General features: G+C 71.9%; 14 protein-coding genes and 1 pseudogene. 8 read left to right on the forward strand and 7 right to left on the reverse strand.

What is annotated here, in order from left to right; all coding sequences use genetic code 11:
* Positions 1 to 308: 308 nt before the first annotated feature.
* Positions 309 to 1,469, reverse strand: a complete 1,161-nt coding sequence (gene moeB / locus D7V97_RS24680) for a molybdopterin-synthase adenylyltransferase MoeB (RefSeq protein WP_120613088.1) — start codon at positions 1,467 to 1,469, stop codon at positions 309 to 311.
* A 33-nt stretch (positions 1,470 to 1,502) separates the two neighbouring features.
* Positions 1,503 to 2,807 (reverse strand): thymidine phosphorylase, encoded by a 1,305-nt coding sequence (locus tag D7V97_RS24685; RefSeq protein ID WP_120613089.1) that lies wholly within the window; start codon positions 2,805 to 2,807, stop codon positions 1,503 to 1,505.
* An 89-nt stretch (positions 2,808 to 2,896) separates the two neighbouring features.
* Between D7V97_RS24685 and D7V97_RS24690 the strand changes: the two genes are divergently transcribed.
* The 5 genes from D7V97_RS24690 to D7V97_RS24710 all read left to right on the forward strand — a co-directional run bounded on the left by D7V97_RS24690 (position 2,897) and on the right by D7V97_RS24710 (position 9,254).
* Positions 2,897 to 4,090 carry a BMP family protein gene (locus tag D7V97_RS24690; RefSeq protein WP_120613100.1) on the forward strand — a complete coding sequence of 398 codons (1,194 nt, stop codon included), beginning with the start codon at positions 2,897 to 2,899 and terminating at the stop codon, positions 4,088 to 4,090.
* Positions 4,091 to 4,128: 38 nt separating this feature from the next.
* A complete protein-coding gene (locus tag D7V97_RS24695; protein WP_120613090.1) occupies positions 4,129 to 5,637 on the forward strand; it encodes an ABC transporter ATP-binding protein in 1,509 nt (502 codons plus the stop codon).
* Positions 5,630 to 6,802 (forward strand): ABC transporter permease, encoded by a 1,173-nt coding sequence (locus D7V97_RS24700; protein ID WP_233583169.1) that lies wholly within the window; start codon positions 5,630 to 5,632, stop codon positions 6,800 to 6,802. Before D7V97_RS24695 ends, D7V97_RS24700 begins: the two co-directional genes overlap by 8 nt.
* Positions 6,795 to 7,724, forward strand: coding sequence for an ABC transporter permease (locus D7V97_RS24705; RefSeq protein WP_120613091.1), 930 nt, complete (start codon positions 6,795 to 6,797; stop codon positions 7,722 to 7,724). The genes D7V97_RS24700 and D7V97_RS24705 overlap by 8 nt, the downstream gene beginning before the upstream one ends.
* Before the next feature lie 372 nt (positions 7,725 to 8,096).
* Entirely contained in the window at positions 8,097 to 9,254 is a 1,158-nt protein-coding gene (locus tag D7V97_RS24710; protein WP_233583171.1) for a sensor histidine kinase, read from the forward strand.
* A 49-nt stretch (positions 9,255 to 9,303) separates the two neighbouring features.
* Here D7V97_RS24710 and D7V97_RS24715 read toward each other — a convergent pair whose 3' ends face one another.
* From D7V97_RS24715 to deoC, 4 genes are all read right to left on the reverse strand, one after another.
* A complete protein-coding gene (locus tag D7V97_RS24715; protein ID WP_199728925.1) occupies positions 9,304 to 9,954 on the reverse strand; it encodes a hypothetical protein in 651 nt (216 codons plus the stop codon).
* 88 nt (positions 9,955 to 10,042) lie between these two features.
* Positions 10,043 to 11,770 (reverse strand): phospho-sugar mutase, encoded by a 1,728-nt coding sequence (locus D7V97_RS24720; protein ID WP_120613093.1) that lies wholly within the window; start codon positions 11,768 to 11,770, stop codon positions 10,043 to 10,045.
* A gap of 16 nt (positions 11,771 to 11,786) precedes the next feature.
* Complete coding sequence (locus D7V97_RS24725; protein ID WP_120613094.1) at positions 11,787 to 12,182, reverse strand: TraR/DksA family transcriptional regulator; 396 nt, start codon at positions 12,180 to 12,182, stop codon at positions 11,787 to 11,789.
* A gap of 24 nt (positions 12,183 to 12,206) precedes the next feature.
* Positions 12,207 to 13,067 (reverse strand): deoxyribose-phosphate aldolase, encoded by an 861-nt coding sequence (gene deoC, locus D7V97_RS24730; protein WP_120613095.1) that lies wholly within the window; start codon positions 13,065 to 13,067, stop codon positions 12,207 to 12,209.
* A gap of 116 nt (positions 13,068 to 13,183) precedes the next feature.
* Between deoC and D7V97_RS24735 the strand changes: the two genes are divergently transcribed.
* The 3 genes from D7V97_RS24735 to D7V97_RS24745 are packed head-to-tail and all read left to right on the forward strand — an operon-like array spanning position 13,184 to position 16,035.
* Complete coding sequence (locus tag D7V97_RS24735) at positions 13,184 to 14,422, forward strand: ComEC/Rec2 family competence protein (RefSeq protein ID WP_120613096.1); 1,239 nt, start codon at positions 13,184 to 13,186, stop codon at positions 14,420 to 14,422.
* Positions 14,419 to 15,774: a ComEC/Rec2 family competence protein gene (locus tag D7V97_RS24740; RefSeq protein WP_120613097.1), complete on the forward strand. Its 1,356-nt coding sequence runs from the start codon at positions 14,419 to 14,421 to the stop codon at positions 15,772 to 15,774. The genes D7V97_RS24735 and D7V97_RS24740 overlap by 4 nt, the downstream gene beginning before the upstream one ends.
* Positions 15,775 to 15,792: 18 nt before the next feature.
* Complete coding sequence (locus tag D7V97_RS24745; protein WP_120613098.1) at positions 15,793 to 16,035, forward strand: DUF3006 domain-containing protein; 243 nt, start codon at positions 15,793 to 15,795, stop codon at positions 16,033 to 16,035.
* A 142-nt stretch (positions 16,036 to 16,177) separates the two neighbouring features.
* On the opposite strand, the pseudogene D7V97_RS44790 reads toward D7V97_RS24745, so the two are convergent.
* A pseudogene (locus tag D7V97_RS44790) lies at positions 16,178 to 16,737 on the reverse strand (hypothetical protein); the annotation flags it as partial.

A 16,737-nucleotide genomic window follows, 5' to 3' on the forward strand; every position in this document is an offset into this window, starting at 1 on the left:
GCCCAGGGACAGGTCCCCCGCACGGTCCAGGAAGGTCTCCGTGCCGCCCTCCCAACGGACCTTCAAGCGCATGGGGACCCGGGGCGAGTCGCGCCGGTCCTCCACCTTGGGGTCCGCGTCCTGGTTCTCGTTCTGCTCGGACATCGCCGTCATCTCCCTACCGCTGCACCGCGGGCCCGACCGGGTCACGTTCCACCGCGACCCCATCTCCAGGCCTGCGGCATCATACGCGGCCTCGTCCGGACCGTTGCTTGCGAAAATGCATCCCGCCCCGGAGGAAATCCCCCCGGGACCCGCCAGGGCGGCCCTCAGGCTCCCGTGGCGCAGAACTGCTCGTAGTCGATGAGCTCCACCTTCGCGCCCGGAGCACAGACGGGGCACTCCGGGTCCTTGCGCAGCTTGAGCTCGTGGAAGCGCGTGCCCAGGGAGTCGAAGGTGAGCAGCCGTCCCGACAGCGACTCCCCCACCCCGAGCAGCAGCTTGAGCGCCTCCGTCGCCTGGAGCATCCCGATGACCCCCGGCAGCACGCCCAGGACGCCGGCCTCCGCGCACGAGGGCGCGAGCTCCGGCGGGGGCGGCGCGGGGTAGAGGCAGCGGTAGCAGGGCCCCTTGCCCGGGATGAAGGTCGTCACCTGGCCCTCGAAGCGGAACACGGAGCCGTGGATGTTGGGCTTGCCCGCGAGCACGCACGCGTCGTTGAGCAGGTAGCGGGTGGGGAAGTTGTCCCCGCCGTCCAGCACCAGGTCGTAGTCCGCGAGGATGCGCTCCACGTTGGCGGTGGTGAGCCGCTCCTCGTAGGGGACCACCTTCACGTCGGGGTTGAGCGCCTCGATGGCCGTCTTCGCGCTCTGGACCTTGGGCTGGCCCCGGCGCTCCAGGCTGTGCAGCACCTGGCGCTGGAGGTTGCTCAGGTCCACCACGTCCGCGTCCACGATGCCCAGCGTGCCCACGCCCGCGGCGGCCAGGTACAGCGCGGCGGGAGAGCCCAGCCCGCCCGCGCCCAAGAGCAGCACCTTCGACTTGAGCAGCTTCGCCTGCCCCTCCTCGCCCACCTCCGGGAGGATGAGGTGGCGGCGGTAGCGCTCCTTCTGCTCGGAGGAGAGGACCACCGGCTTCTCGATGGGGAACGCCGCGTCGCTCCAGCGGTTGTAGCCGCCCGCGAGCGACGCCACGCGCGTGTAGCCCAGCTCCCGCAGCGTCCGGGCCGCGAGCGCGGAGCGGGTGCCGCCCGCGCAGTAGAGGACGAGCTCGTCGTCGCGCTCCGCCTTCTCCTCGATGCGCAGCTCCAGGTAGCCCCGGGGGATGTGCACCGCGCCGGGGAGCCGGCCGCCCGCGTACTCGTCGCCTTCGCGCACGTCGATGAGCTTCACCTTCGCGCCCGTGTCGAGCAGGTGGCGCACGTGCTCATGGGAGACCTCGCGGATCTCCTTCTTCACTTCCGACAGCAGGTCTCGGAACGTGGGGGCCATGGTGGGTGGGTAGCCTTGTCGTGCCTTGCGCGCCTACTCCAGCCGCTCCAGCACCAGCGGACGGGCCGCGGGCGCCCGGTCGCCAAACCGGTAGGCCGCCAGCAGTCGCGCCTTCACGTCCTCCACGGGGCCGGCGTCGTTGTAGTGCACCTGCACCACGGGCTCGCCCTGCTTCACCGGGTCGCCCACCTTCTTGAGCAGCGTGAAGCCCACCGCCGGATCAATCTTGCTGTCCACCCGCTGCCGCCCGGCACCGAGCGCCACCGCCGCCAGTCCCACGCCCTCCGTGTGGATACCGGAGACGAAGCCATCGCGCGGCGCCACCACGTCCGTCGTGGCCTTCGCGGTGGGGAGCAGCGAGTAGTCGTCGATGGAGCGCGGGTCGCCGCCCTGCGACTGGACGATCTCCTTGAGCTTCTTGAGCGCGCTGCCGTCCTCAACGGAGCGGCGCAGCTTGACGCGCGCCTCCTCCACGGTGGCGGCCTTCTTGCCCAGCACGAGCATCTCCGCCGTCAGCGCGTAGGTGATCTCCGTGTAGTCGTCGGGGGCTTCACCGCGGAGCATGTCCACCGCCTCGCGGACCTCCAGGGCGTTGCCCACCTGGCGGCCCAGGGGCTGGTCCATGTCCGTGAGCAGGGCCACGACCTTGCGGTTCATCTCCGCGCCCAGGCCAATCATGGTCCGGGCGAGCACGCGCGCGTCGTCCGCCGTCTTCATGAAGGCGCCGCTGCCCACCTTCACGTCGAGCACCAGCGCGTCGATGCCCTCCGCCAGCTTCTTGCTCATGATGGAGGACGCGATGAGCGGGATGCAGTCCACCGTCGCCGTCACATCCCGCAGCGCGTAGAGCTTCTTGTCCGCGGGGGCCACCTGGGCCGTCTGGCCGATGAGGCAGCAGCCCACCTCGCGCACGAGCCGGCGGTAGTCCGCGGTGGACAGGTCCACGCGGAAGCCGGGGATGGACTCCAGCTTGTCCAGGGTGCCGCCGGTGTGGCCCAGACCGCGGCCGGAGATCATCGGCACGGGCACGCCGCAGGCCGCCGCGAGGGGCGCGAGGCTCAGGGACACCTTGTCGCCCACGCCGCCGGTGGAGTGCTTGTCCACCTTGATGGCCGGCGTGTCGGAGAGGTCCAGGACCTCGCCGGAGTTGAGCATGGCGCGGGCCCAGGCCCCCAGTTCCCGCGCGTCCAGGCCCTTGAAGAAGATGGCCATGCACATCGCGGCCATCTGGTAGTCGGCCACGGTGCCGGCGGTGTACGCCTGGATGAACGCCTGGATGTCCGACGGGTCCAGCCTGCCGCCGTCGCGCTTGGCCTTGATGAGCTCGTAGGGTTGCACGGGGCAGGGCCATAGCAGGAAGTCCCCTCCCCGTGCACTCCCAGGAAAGGGAAAGCCCGGGCTTCATCTGGTAGATAGCTGAGCCCATGATGCTCCGCCGATTCCACGTGCTCGCCCTGGCCGCGCTCCTGTGCGCCTGTTCCAAGAAGTCGGAAGACGCCCCCAAGGCGCCCTCCCAGGCCTCCACCGCCACGAAGCCCCCCGAGGGCAAGCCCGTGGTCGTCGGGCTCGTCATCGACGTGGGCGGCCGGGGGGACCACTCGTTCAATGACGCGTCCCTGCGCGGCCTGGAGCTGTGGGCCGCCGGCAAGCGCTACGAGGGCGGCCGGTATGTGGACGCCGCCGCTGGCGAGGTGCGTCAGTCCATCTCCTCCGACTTGACGGCGCTCGCACCGGAAGTGAAGCCGCTGCCGGTGCAGCCGCTGGTGCTCCAGAGCAAGGCGCAGGAGGACTACGCCCCCAACCTGGAGCTGCTCGTGGAGCAGGGCGCGCAGCTCACCATCGGCAACGGGTACCTGCTGGCCAACGCCGTGCGGGACGTGGCCATGAAGAACCCGGACGCGAAGTTCCTGCTCATCGACAGCCAGCTGCTGGACGCGCAGGGCAAGGCGAAGTCGCTGCCCAACGTGCGCACCGTGCTCTTCAAGGAGCAGGAGGGCAGCTTCCTCGTGGGCGCGCTGGCGGGGCTCGTGACGAAGACGAACAAGGTGGGCTTCGTGGGCGGCATCGAGGTGCCGTTGATCAAACGCTTCGAGCTGGGCTACCGCGCGGGCGTGCGCACCACGAACGCGAAGGCGGCGGGCGCGCTGATGAGCGTGTACACGGGCAGCTTCAACAGCGTGTCGTCCGGCAAGGAGGTGGCGCAGGACCTCATCGCCAAGGGCGCGGACATCCTCTTCCACGCGGCGGGCACGGACGGGCTGGGCGTCATCCAGGCGGTGAAGGAGGCGCGGGCCGCGGGCAAGACGGTGTTCGCCATCGGGGTGGATTCGGATCAGTCGCACCTGGCGCCGGAGGCCATCCTCACGTCGATGGTGAAGCACAGCGACCTCGCCGTGTACCAGGCGGCGAAGGACCTGGTGGACAGCAAGTTCACGGGCGGCGAGCAGGTGCTGGGCCTGAAGGAGAACGGCGTGGGCATGGCCGACGTGCGGGTGGACTTCCCGGGCAAGGCGGAGGCGCTGCAGAAGGTGGAGACGCTGCGCCAGCAGATCCTCGCCGGGAAGCTGACGGTGCCGGGCACGACGGCGGAGCTGGCCTCCTTCCAGGTCGCCGCGCCCTGATCTCCCTCCAGCACATCGCCAAGCGCTTCGGCTCCTGCGTGTCCCTGGAGGACGCGTCGCTGGACATCGTCCCGGGCGAATTGCTCGCGGTGGTGGGCGAGAACGGCGCGGGCAAGTCCAGCCTGATGAACGTGCTGTACGGGCTGTACCAGCCGGACGCGGGCACGTTCCTGATGGACGACAAGCCCGTGCGACTCAAGAGCCCGCGCGACGCCATCGCAAGGGGCATCGGCATGGTGCACCAGCACTTCATGCTCGTGCCCACGCTGACGGTGGCGGAGAACGTGGTGCTGGGCCGCGAGCCCACCCGGCGCGGCCTGCTGGACCTGGACCGGGCCTGTGACGAGGTGGCTGCCACGGCGAAGCGCTTCGGCTTCCACCTGGATCCGCGGGCGCGCGTGGACACGCTCACGGTGGGTTCGCAGCAGAAGGTGGAGATCGTCAAGGCACTGCACCGGGGCGCGCAGGTGCTCATCCTCGACGAGCCCACCGCGGTGCTCACGCCCCAGGAGTCGGATGAGCTTGCGCAGGTGATGCGCGGACTCGTGGCGCAGGGGCGCACGGTGGTGCTGATCAGCCACAAGCTGAAGGAAGTGTTGGGCGTGGCGGACCGCGTGGCCGTGATGCGCCGGGGCCGCACGGTGGCCGAGGTGCGCGCCGCCGGAACCACCGTCTCCGCCCTGGCCTCGCTGATGGTGGGCGAGGGTTCACGCGGCGCCGCGCTGACCGGTGTGCCCGCGGCGTCCGGGGCTGTCGTGCCCGACGCGCAGGGTGAGGCTACATCCGGCCCCATCGTGCTCGACGCGAAGGACCTGCGCGCGAAGGGCGACAACGGACGTCCCGCGCTCCAGGGCGTGAGCCTCACCGTGCGCGCGGGTGAAATCGTCGGCATCGCCGGGGTGGACGGCAACGGTCAGCGCGAACTGGCCGAAGTGCTCACGGGCCTGCGCTCCCTCGACAGCGGCGAGGGAACGCTGCTGGGTGGCCCGCTCAAGGGGCTCACCCCGGCGCTCGCGAAGGCGCGCGGCGTGGGCCACGTGCCCGAGGACCGGCTGGCGCGCGCGGTGGTGAAGGCGATGACGGTGGAGGAGAACGTGGCGCTGGGCCGGCACCGGCAGCCGCCGTTCGCACGCGGGCCCTGGGTGGACTTCAAGGGACGCCGTGAGCGCGCGACCCGGCTGCTCTCCACCTACGACGTGCGCCCGCCCGACCCCACCGTCGCGCTCCAGGCGCTGTCGGGCGGCAACCAGCAGAAGGTCGTGGTGGCGCGCGAACTGGACGCGGATCCGAAGCTGCTCGTCGTGGTGCAGCCCACGCGCGGGCTGGACATCGGCGCGGTGGCCCAGGTGCACGCGCGGCTGCGCGAGGCGAAGGCCCGGGGCGCGGGAGTGGTGATGGTGTCGCTGGACCTGGAGGAGGTGCTGGCGCTGTCCGACCGCGTCTACGTCCTCTACGAAGGGCGCGTGACGGGGCACTTCCCGCGCAAGGACCTGGACGAGCGCGAGCTGGGCCGCCGCATGCTGGGCGCGGAGTCCGACCATGGGTGAGCGGACGCGGCAGATCCTGCCGTCGGTGCTCTCCGTGCTGCTGGCGCTCGCGGTGTGCTGGCTGACCATCGCCCTCACGCGCGACGCGGACACCGCCACGCGCGCCTACCTCCAGATGCTCTGGGGCGGCGTGGGCAACTGGCCCGCGTTCCTGGACGGCGGCAACGCCAACGCGGTGCTGCGCCCCCTGGGCGAGGCCGCGATGAAGGCCGCCATCCTCACCCTCACCGGCCTGTCCGTGGCGGTGGCCTTCAAGGTGGGCCTGTTCAACATCGGCGCGCAGGGCCAGATGATCTGGGGCGCGCTGGCCGCCGCGCTCGTCGGCGCGCACGTGTCGCTGCCCGGCGTGGTGCACGTGCCCCTGGCCCTGCTCGCGGCGGCGCTCGCGGGCGCCACGTGGTCGAGCATCGCCGCCGTGCTGAAGCTCAAGCGCGGCGTGCACGAGGTCATCTCCACCATCATGCTCAACTGGGTGGCGGTGAGCCTCGTGGACAACTGGCTCGTCATCGGCCCGCTGCGCGCCGTCGCCGAAGGGCAGCAGTCGTCCATCACCGGCACCGCGGAGATCCTCGCCACCGCGCAGCTCCCCCGGCTCCTGGGCGACAGCTCGCGCCTCAACCTGGGCTTCCCGCTGGCGCTGGTGGCGGCGCTGGGCGTCTGGGTGTGGTTGACGCGCACGCGCGCGGGCTACGAGACGCGCGCGGTGGGACTCACCCCGGAGGCCGCGCGGGCCGCGGGCATCCCCACGCAGACGCGCGCGGGCGGGGCCATGGCGCTCGCGGGGGCGCTGGCGGGGCTCGCGGGCGCGGTGCTGGTGCTGGGCACCGAGGGCCGCTACCCGGGCTCGCTGGGCGCGCCGTACGGCTTCGACGGCATCGCCATCGCGCTCATCGGCAACAACCACCCGCTGGGCGCGGCGGTGTCCGCGGCCGTCTTCGGCATCCTCCGCGCGGGCGGCACGCGCATGCAGCTGCTGGGCGTGCACAAGAGCTTCCCGGAGCTCATCCAGGGCTTCGCGCTGCTCTTCGTCGCCGGCCGGATGGTGTGGCTGGCCGTCCTGCGCAGACGCCGCGAGCAGCCGACGCGCGAGCAGCCGTCGGGCGAGCAGCCGTCGGGCGAGCAGCCGTCGGGCGAGCAGCCAGTGGCCGAGGTGCCCCGTGCTTGAGGTGCTCCACTCGCTCCTCTTCTCCACCCTGGACGCCGCGCCCGCCCTGGTGTTCGCCGCGCTGGGCGCCATGTTGTCCGAGCGCGCCGGTGTCGTGAGCGTGGGCGTGGAGGGCATGATGCGCACGGGCGCCTTCTGCGCGGCCGTGGCGGCGCTCGCGATGCCCACGCCCCTCGCCGTGCTGGTGGGCATGGCCGCGGGCGCGGCCATCGCGGCGGTGCACGGCTTCCTCAGCATCCGCTGGCGCTCGGATCAGGTCGTCTCCGGCATGGCCCTCAACCTGGTGGCCATGGCGGGCGGCACCTACCTGCTGGAGTCCTTCTTCGGCCCCAACGGCACCCCGTCCATCACCCAACTTTCCCGATGGGACCTGCCGGGCCTGCCCGCCGTGCCGCTGCTGGGCGCGCTGTCCGGCCACGCGGCGCCCACGTACCTGGCGCTCACCCTGCCCTTCCTCTTCCACCTGCTGCTGTCGCGCACGCCCCTGGGTCTGAGGCTGCGTGCGGTGGGCGACAAGCCGCACGCCGTGGCCACGCTGGGCCTGTCCGTGTCCGCCCTGCGGTGGGGCGCGGTGCTGGGCGGCGGGATGATGGCCGGACTGGGAGGCGCCGTGCTCTCCACCGCCGTCCTGGACCGCTTCGAACAGCACACGCCTTCGGGCCTGGGCTTCATGGCCCTGGCCGCCATGGTGTTCGGCCGTTGGACGCCCCTGGGTGCCTTCGCCGCCGCCCTCTTCTTCGCCTTCGGCAACGCCCTGCGCATCGGCCTCGCGTCGAGCGCCCCGTGGCTCCTCGACCTCGTCCCCCAGGGCTTCCTGCTCGCCCTCCCCTACCTGTTGACCCTCCTCGTCCTCGCCCTCCAGGGCCAGCGCGGCCATGCCCCCGCCGCCCTGGGCACCCCCTACGAGCAGGAGTCCCGGTAGCCCATTTTGAGAGCCCCCTGGGTATATTCACACCCGGGTCCAAAACCACTTTTGGTCAGGGTTGACTCATCAAACATGAAGCGCCGTTCAGTACGGGGGCGTTGGATGTGCGCCTGGAGCCCGCCAACCCCCCGTCGTTACTGGATCAGGTTTTTCCGATTTCCAGGGTGAGCAGATCTCGCTTCTGGAGGACGTCCGGCACGCCGCTGGCAAGAGAGTACGCGCATGTCGGATTGCGTACGGGTCAGCAAGCAGGCGCAGCAGGTGGCCCTGTCCGGGCCCGGGACGCATTCCCCCGTTTCCGGGACGACGCCTTCGGGCGTGATCCGGAGCGGTTTCCAGGTCGGGGTGGCGTGAATGGAGACGACGGCAATGAGCGCGACGTCACACCACCGGCCGCGGGTGCTCGCGGTGGACATGGACGCGGGGGACGCGGAGCGGGTGCGCTCCATCCTGACCCCCGCGGGTTACGACGTGATGCCCGCACGCGGGGCGACGGCCGCGCTGGAAGCGGTGTCCCGGCATGCCGCGGACCTGGTGCTCCTGGACGTGGAGCAGGCCCGCACGGTGGGGATCGCCGCGTACCGGCGGTTCCGCCAGGAGATGACCTCTCCGCAGCTTCCCATTCTCATGCTCACGCCTTCCGCGGACCGCCAGACGCGCCGCGAGGTGATGGAGGCAGGTGTGGACGACTTGTTGACGACCGAACCGCTGGACCCGCTGGAGCTGAAGGTGCGCGTCCACACCCTGCTGGAGCTCAAGGCGCACCGCGAGCACGGAGGCCTGCGCGAAGTGCTGCAGGACCCGCGCACGCGCTGGGTGCGGATGGAGCGCCTGGCCCGCGTGGGCACGCTCGCCGCGGACGTGGCGACGCAGATGGGCCAGCTGGGCGTGGGCCTGCAGCGGGCGCTGGAGCACGTGCGCTCGCGCGCGGCGGAGGGCCTGCCGCCGGACCCCAGTGAGCTGCTCAAGCTGGGCGTGGCCGGGGAGCAGATGCGCCTGCACGGCCAGCACCTGCTGTCGCTGGGCCCGTCCAACCCCAAGGACATCCAGCGCTTCGACCTGCGCGAGCTGGTGCCGGAGGTGGTGTCGCGCCTGCGCACCGAGGGCCGGCTGGGCCGCGCGGACGTGCGCGTGGTGCTGCCGGAGGACCCCATCGCCGTCGTGTTCAACCGCCGTCAGCTGGAGCAGGTGGTGACGGAGCTGGTGTGCAACGCGGTGGACGCGGTGGAGGACGTGAAGGACCGTCCGCGCATCGTGCACGTGGGCCTGGAGCTGCCGGACCTGTTCGGTGACTTCGGTCCGCAGCTCTTCGTGAAGGACACCGGCATCGGCATCTTCGAGGACGAGCTGCAGGCCATCTTCTCGCCGTACTACACGACCAAGGCCCCGGAGAAGAGCGTGGGCCTGGGCCTCACGGTGGCGCGCACCCTGGTGGAGTGCATGGGCGGCAAGCTCACCGTGAAGAGCCGCGTCAACCTGGGCAGCACCTTCACGGTGGAGCTGCCCGAGCAGACGTCGTCCTGGTAGCGCACGCGCCCGGGCGGGGAACCTGTCGTCCCCGCCCGAGCCTGGCGCACTAGAAGCGGTACGCCACGCCCGCCAGCGCTTCCATGGTGAAGGCGCTGTCGTCGAAGCGGGGGAAGATGGAAGGCCCCAGCCGCAGGTTGAAGTTCACGTTGAACTGGTTGGTGACGAAGTACTCCAGGCCGCCTCCGAAGAGGATGGGGATGACCGGCCCGATGCCTTCGCCGAAGTAGACGTTGAACGGGATGTCGATGCCGGCGTTGAGCGTGAGCGCGCTGCCGACGGGGATCCCCACCACGAAGCCGATGGGCAGCGCCATGCCGAAGGCCGTGTTGTCGTCGAAGCGCCCCTGGTCGATGAAGTAGACGAAGGGGCCCGGCTGGAACGTGAGGGCGAAGGACACGTTGGACGTCTTGGCCAGCATGATGCGCAGCCACAGCTGAAGCTTGAGGCCCTCGTCCGTCGCGTCCACCAGGCCCTCGCGGCCCCAGTTGAAGGTGAACTTGCCGCCGACGTCGACCTTGTCCGAGCCGCCGTGCAAGAGGCCCAGCGTCAAGCCCGGGTAGCCAATCTGCCCGGTGAACACGTTGCGGCCCGCTCCCACCGAGTCCGCGGCCAGCACGGACCAGCCCTGGCCCGCGAGCGCGGTACCGGGAACGGCGAGGATCACGGCGAGGAGGAAACCAGGAATGAAGCGCTTCACGCGGTTCCTTTCTGCGAAGGGCCGCGACGGAGGGACGCGCGGCCCGGGGTTGAAGGGTGATTCAGGACTCAGGAGTGGAAACGGCCCCTCACGCCGGCTGTCCGCGCTCGCGGGCGAGGGCGAGGAAGGCGTCGATGAGGGTGGCCAGCCGGGCCTCGGCGCGCTGGCGGGCCTGGGGGAGCGGCTCGCCGGGGGCGGGCGTCTCCTTGTGCTCGAAGTAGTATTTGATCTTCGGCTCGGTGCCGGAGGGGCGCAGGGTGACGCGGCCGCCACCCTCCAGCGCGAAGGCGACGACGTTGGACGGCGGCAGGCCGCCCTCGCCCCGCTGGTAGTCGCGCACGGCGCTCACGCGGGTGTCGCCGATGCGCTCCGGCGGTGAGGCGCGGAAGGCCTCCATGATGGCGCGGATGGTCTGGGCACCGGCGGCGCCGGGGAGCGTGACGTTGCGCTGGGCGCCCACGTGCAGGCCGAAGCGACGCTGGATCTCCTCCAGGTAGCCCAGCACGGTGGTGCCGCGCGCCTCGCACCACGCGGCCAGGTCCGCGACCACCAGCGCCGCGCCCACGCCGTCCTTGTCGCGCGTGGCGGTGCCCACGGTGTAGCCGAGCGCCTCCTCGTAGCCGAAGACGAACTGCGTGCCTTCCTTCTGCGTGCGCTCCAGCGCGCGGTTGGCGATCCACTTGAAGCCCGTGAGGACCTCGTCGTAGGCGGCGTCCAGCCCGCGCGCGATCTCCCCCAGCTGCGTGGAGGACACGATGGTGGTGACGACGTGCGGGCGCGAGTGCTTCGTGCCCTGCGTGAGCACGTAGTGGCCCAGGAGCACGCCCACCTCGTTGCCGGTGAGCAGCCGCAGCTTGCCGGATGCGTCGCGCGCCATCACCGCCAGCCGGTCCGCGTCAGGGTCGTTGGCGAGCACCAGGTCCGCCTTCACGCGCTCGGCGGTGGCGACGGACAGGTCCATGGCGCCCGGCTCCTCCGGGTTGGGGAAGCGCACGGTGGGGAAGCGGCCGTCGGGCTGCTGCTGTTCGGCCACCGGCGTCACGCGCGGGAAGCCCGCCTCCTTGAGCGCGAGCACCGCCCACGCGCCGCCCACGCCGTGCATGGCGGTGTAGACGATGGACAGCGTGTCGCTGCCCTTGCGGTACAGGCGCAGGTCCAGGATGGCGCGCAGGTACGCGTTGCCCACGTCCTCCGGCAGGTCGCGCCACAGCCCCTTCGCGCGGCCTTCCGCGGGCGTGAGCAGCGGCACCTGGTTGGCGGGCTCCACCTTCGCGATGGCGCCCGCGATGCCCACGTCCTGCGGGGGGACGATCTGGGCGCCGTTGCCCCAGTAGACCTTGTAGCCGTTGTACTCGGGCGGGTTGTGGCTGGCGGTCACCATCACCGCGGCGGCGGCGTTCAGGTGCAGCACGGCGAACGCGGTGACGGGCGTGGGCACCGGCTCCGGGAAGACGTGCGCGGGGATGCCCTCCGCGACGAGCACCGCGGCGGTGTCCTCCGCCAGCTCCCTGCTCAAGCGCCTTGCGTCACGGCCCACCACCACGCCGCGCGAGGTGACGTCCGGCACGGTGGCCTTGAGGTAGCGCGCGAGCCCCGCGGTGGTGCGCCGCACGACGGCGCGGTTCATCCGGTTGGGGCCGGCGCCCAGCACGCCGCGCAGGCCCGCGGTGCCGAACTCCAGGTCCTGCGCGAAGCGGTCCGCCAGGTCCGCCCAGTTGGAGGTCGCGAGCACCTGGGCCAGCTCCGCCTGGGTCTCCGGATCCGGATCCGCCTTGCGCCACGCTTCCGCCCGCTCCCTGAGTCCGGTGGTGTCCATTGCGTGTCGCCTCGTTTCAGGTGTCGTAGTCGGTGAGGTGCTTGCGGCGGACGGGGCCCTTGGGGCCGTCCTTGTTGCCCTGGCACGCGACGCAGAACTCCGCGTAGGGCATGGCCTTGAGGCGGCCCAGGGGGATCTCGTCGCCGCACTCCTCGCACTCGCCGAAGGAGTCCGGCTCCTCGCGCAGCTTGCCGAGGGCCTTCACCACGCGCGCCAGCGTGCCGTCGGTGTTGCGGTTCCGGCTGGAGGCGATGGTCTGCATCATCTCGTTGAGGGGCTGCTCGTCCTCGTCGCCGCCCACGCGCGCCTCGTCGGTGCGGTTGGGCTCGATGCGCAGGGGTGTCTTCCCGGTCAGCTCCGCGTGGAGCGCGAGCAACTGCTGGAGGAAGTCCTCTTGCTGCTTCGGTGTCACGGTGGGGTCCTCGCGCCTTCCTGGCTAGTACTGCGAGGTGGAGATCTGGCCGGTGACGATGGCCACGGACGCGGACGCGCCCAGCCGGTTGGCACCCGCGCGCAAGAGCTTCATCGCGTCCTCGGCCGAGCGCACGCCGCCGGAGGCCTTCACCCCCACCTCGTCGCCCACCACCGCGCGCATCAATTCGATGTCCTTCACCGTGGCGCCCCCGGGCCCGAAGCCCGTGGACGTCTTCACGAACGCGGCGCCCGCGGCCTTGGACAGCGCGCACGCGACGACCTTCTCCTCGTCGGTGAGGTGGCCCGTCTCCAGGATGACCTTCACGGGCAGCGGGTGGCTGGCCTCCACCACCGCGGCGATGTCCTGGTGCACGCGCTGGTAGTCGCGGGCCTTGAGCGCACCCAGGTTGAGCACCATGTCGATTTCACGCGCCCCGGCGCGGATGGCCTCGCGCGCCTCGAACGCCTTCGCGGCGGACAGCATGGCGCCCAGCGGGAAGCCCACCACGGCGATGGGCACCACGGGCGACCCGGCCAGCACGCGCGCGGCGGTGGCCACGTGGCAGCTGTTCACGCACACCGTGGCGAAGCCGTACTGGCGGGCCTCCTCGGCCACGCGCACCACGTCCTCGGCGCGGGCCTCCGGCTTGAGCAGCGTGTGGTCGATGTACGGCGCCAGGTCCGTCGCCTTCAGGACGGACGCGGGGTCGACGCGCGCGGTGGCGACCCTGCCCCCGGCCGGGCGCGGGGGCTCCGGGTTCAGCGCGGCGGCGGGCTCGGGGGCCACGGCGTCCTGCTCCGCCTTCCAGGCGAGCAGGCGGCGGCGGGCCTGTTCGACCAACTCTTCCAGCACGGGGATGAAGCCTTCGGCGTCGGACGACATGCGGGCCCCTTAGCGCAGTTCCAGGGCCCCGGGGAAGCGCTCGCGGGTGTGCAAGGACGTCCGGCGGACGTACCGGGTGCCGTGAATGGGAGTGGGGCAGTAGAGTTCCCATTGTGATGGTTTTCGCGCGGCTGCTTGGTGTCCTCCTCCTCCTGCTCACGGCGGTGCCGGGCCATGCGGCCCTCCCCTCCCCCGCGCCCGGGAAGCTCTCGGTCTACTTCCTCGACGTGGGCCAGGGAGACGCGGCCCTCATCGTCTCGCCCGCGGGCAAGACGGTGCTCATCGACGGGGGGCCCCCGGAGGCCGGGCCTCGGCTGGCGGCGCGGCTGCGTGAATTGGTGAAGCAGCCCCTGGACCTGGTCATCCTCACGCACCCGCACCTGGACCACCTGGGAGGTCTGCCCGCGGCCCTGAAGGCGGTGGGCGCGAAGCGGTTCATGGACCCCGGCTTCGACCACCCGAGCGAGGCGTACCGCGACCTGCTGGACTTCGTGGGCCGCGAGGTGGGCCAGGTGATGAGCCCGCAGCCCAACCCCAACGCGCCCCAGACGCTGCTCACCATCGGCCTGGGCGAGGGCGTGGCGCTCACCGTGCTCTGGCCGCGCGTGCCCCAGGAGCCCTTCCTCGAGGACACGCGCTCGGACGCGAACGCGAACTCCCTCGTCACCAAGCTGACCTTCGGCAAGACGGCCTTCCTCTTCACCGGCGACGCGGAGCCGCCCACGGAGGAGGTGCTGGTGCAGAAGCCCCTGGACCTCACCGCCACCGTGCTGAAGGTGGCGCACCATGGCGGCAAGCACTCCTCCACCCGGGCCTTCCTGGAGCGCGTGAAGCCCCAGGTGGCGGTCATCTCGGTCGGCGTGGGCAACGACTACGGCCACCCGAGCCCGGAGGCCCTGGGCCGCCTGAGCGACGTGCGCGCGCGCACCTTCCGCACCGACCAGGACGGCGAGGTGATGGCGGTGAGCGACGGCGCCACCGTCACCCTGCGCACGACCCGGGGCGAAGCATCGGCCCTGGTCGTGACCGGTACGCAGAAGGCGGGAAGCCCCGTGGCGCTCGGCCCCATCCTGCCCACGCCGCGGCGCCATGGTGGCAACGCGGTGGAGAAGGAGCCGGACCCGGGCGCCCCCCGGACGAAGCCGTCGAAAGAGCCGGGCCGTGAGCCGACGCCGCCTTCGACCCCGAGCGAGCCCGGGGACACGGGGCAGCGCTTCGAATCGCTGAAGGGCAGCAAGGTGTTCCACCGCGCGGACTGCCCGACCTTGAAGCGCTCGAAGAACGAGCGCACCGTCTATTCCCGCCGCGCTGACGCCCTGCGCGAGCGCCGCCCCGCCGAGGATTGTCACCCATGAGTCCCCGCATCGCCCTCGGAGTGGGGATGCTGCTCGCCGCCGTGGCGTGTCAGCAGCAGCCCGCTTCGCAGCAGCAGCCGCAGAGCGCGGCCCCGGAGAAGTCGCGCTACTTTGGTGGCGCGCCGGACGGGAAGCTCCACGTGTACTTCTTCGACGTGGGCGGGGGCGAGGCCGCGCTCATCGTCTCGCCGAAGGGCAACACGGTGCTGGTGGACTCGGGGCCCGCGTCGGCCCAGTCGCACCTGGTGAACCGGCTGCCGGAGCTGCTGCGCCGGGAGCTGGACCTCGTCGTCCTCACCCATCCGGATCCGAAGCACCACGGCGCGCTGGACGCGGTGCTCAAGCGCGTGGGCGCGCGACGGCTGATGGAGCCGCAGCTCCCCGACACCTCGTCCGCCTACGACGCGCTCCTGACGGCGGTGGGGTCGCGCGGGGTGCAGGTGTTCTCCCCCGCGCCGTCGTCGACCGCGCCCCAGGAGCCGGTCCGCCTGACGCTGGAAGAGGGCGTGAACCTCACGGTGCTCTGGCCCCGCGCCCCCGCCGAGCCGCTCCTGACGGGTGCACCGGACGGGGCGGGCGCGAACGCGGCGAACTCCATCGTGCTGCGCCTCACGTACGGGGACACGTCGGTGCTCTTCGCGGGCGCGGCGCGCGCGGAGACGGAGTCGCACCTGCTGGCGCTCGGGAGGTGGGTGCCCGGCACGCTGCTGAAGGTCGCGTCGCCCGGGGTGGAGGGGGCCAATTCGCAGGAGTTCCTAGAGGCAGTGCGCCCGCAGGCCGCCGTGCTCAGCGGGGACGACAGCCTGGGCCGCGATCCGAAGGCCCGGAGCGTCCTCGCACGGCTGGCCTCCGTGGGCGCGAGCACGTTCCGCACGGACGTGAATGGCGAAGTGCACGCGGTGAGCGACGGCAAGAAGTTCGAGCTCACCCCGCAGCGCCCGTCTCCGGGCGAGCCTCCCGCCACGCGATACGTCTTCCCGGGCGAGGATCCGCGTCCGCCGCTCGTGCGGACGGTGAAGCCCCCGCCGCCTCCCGCGAAGACGCCGCCGCCCGAGACGACCTCCGTGGCACGCAAGGAGCCGGTGCGTGCCCTCGAGGCGCCTCGCGACACCTCCGCCAGGGTCAGCAAGGTGGTGGAGGTGGACGACCTGCCCACGACGCGCCGGAGCAACCGCGCGACCTCCGTGGAGTCCATGAGCGGCGGCTACGTGGCGAGCCGTCACAAGCGGATCTTCCACAAGCCCACCTGCCCGAGCGCGCGGCGGATCCACGAGGAGAACCTCCTCGTCTTCAAGACCCGCGAAGAGGCGCTGCGGTCGGACCGCGAGCCCGCGGGCGACTGCCATCCCTGACGGAGGGGAACACGCACCATGCCCAAGGCCACGGTGGACCGCATCGAAGACGACGTCGCCGTGCTGGTGGTGGACGGCCAGCAGGTGACGCGCGCCCTGAGCACCCTGCCGCCCGGCGTGCGCGAGGGTGACGTCGTGGACCTGGAGGCGGGGGCGGTGGACGCCAGGGCCACCGACGCCCTGCGCGCCGAGGTCCGCGCCACGCGCACGCGAGCGAAGCGCGGCAAGAAGCCGCCTCCCACGGGCAACTTCGACCTGTAGGGGGAAGGTGCTCCAGGGGAGGGGACCTGGGGCCTGCGCCCAAGGTGCCCTGCTCGACGTGCCGGGTCACCTGCCGGAACAGGACGTCCTGGGAAGGGCCTGCTCCCCGCGCGGCGCGGAGCAGGCCCACCTGCCAGGTCGGCTACGGCGTGGTGCCCTGCGCCGGGGCCGCTGCTTCGCCGCCCTGCGGAGGGGCAACGGGGGTGGTGCCTTCCTGGGCCGGAGGCGGTGCCACGGGAGCGGTGCCCTCCTGAGCCGGAGGCGGCGCCACGGGGGCGGTGCCTTGCTGCGCCGGAGCGGCCTGACGCGGCAGCGGCGTGGGGGCCAGCGGGGCCGGCGACTTGCCCGTCACCTTGCCGACGAGGTCCGCCACGGCGGGCGGCAGCATGTTCATCGCCGAGAGCGCGAACAGCGCCACCACCGGCAGGACGATGAGCAGCAGGAGCACCAGCAGCACCATCTTCAGCGGGCTGCGGCGAGGGGCCACGACGGGCCGCTTGCGGGCGGCCTTCGAGTCCTCCACCGCCTGCTGGGCGTCCTCGTCGTCGCCGCGGTCATCCTCCCGCGTCTCGTCCTGAAGGGCCTCTTCGTCCTCCGCCTCCCCCCGGTTGCCGGGCAGGTCCAGGTCGGAGAACAGCTCGTTGAGGGGCGCGCCCCCGGCGGCGGGCGTCGCCTCCACCTGCTGCGGCTGAGGCTGCTGCC

The organism is Corallococcus sp. CA053C (assembly GCF_003611675.1).
GTDB lineage: Bacteria > Myxococcota > Myxococcia > Myxococcales > Myxococcaceae > Corallococcus.

What these genes read in the sequence shown, in the direction of transcription:
- D7V97_RS24720 (WP_120613093.1), bottom strand. Translation starts at nt 11,770, where the DNA reads ATGGACACCACCGGACTCAGGGAGCGGGCGGAAGCGTGGCGCAAGGCG.
- deoC (WP_120613095.1), bottom strand. Translation starts at nt 13,067, where the DNA reads ATGTCGTCCGACGCCGAAGGCTTCATCCCCGTGCTGGAAGAGTTGGTC.
- D7V97_RS24745 (WP_120613098.1), top strand. Translation starts at nt 15,793, where the DNA reads ATGCCCAAGGCCACGGTGGACCGCATCGAAGACGACGTCGCCGTGCTG.
- D7V97_RS24690 (WP_120613100.1), top strand. Translation starts at nt 2,897, where the DNA reads ATGCTCCGCCGATTCCACGTGCTCGCCCTGGCCGCGCTCCTGTGCGCC.
- D7V97_RS24740 (WP_120613097.1), top strand. Translation starts at nt 14,419, where the DNA reads ATGAGTCCCCGCATCGCCCTCGGAGTGGGGATGCTGCTCGCCGCCGTG.
- D7V97_RS24735 (WP_120613096.1), top strand. Translation starts at nt 13,184, where the DNA reads ATGGTTTTCGCGCGGCTGCTTGGTGTCCTCCTCCTCCTGCTCACGGCG.
- D7V97_RS24710 (WP_233583171.1), top strand. Translation starts at nt 8,097, where the DNA reads ATGAGCGCGACGTCACACCACCGGCCGCGGGTGCTCGCGGTGGACATG.
- D7V97_RS24700 (WP_233583169.1), top strand. Translation starts at nt 5,630, where the DNA reads ATGGGTGAGCGGACGCGGCAGATCCTGCCGTCGGTGCTCTCCGTGCTG.
- moeB (WP_120613088.1), bottom strand. Translation starts at nt 1,469, where the DNA reads ATGGCCCCCACGTTCCGAGACCTGCTGTCGGAAGTGAAGAAGGAGATC.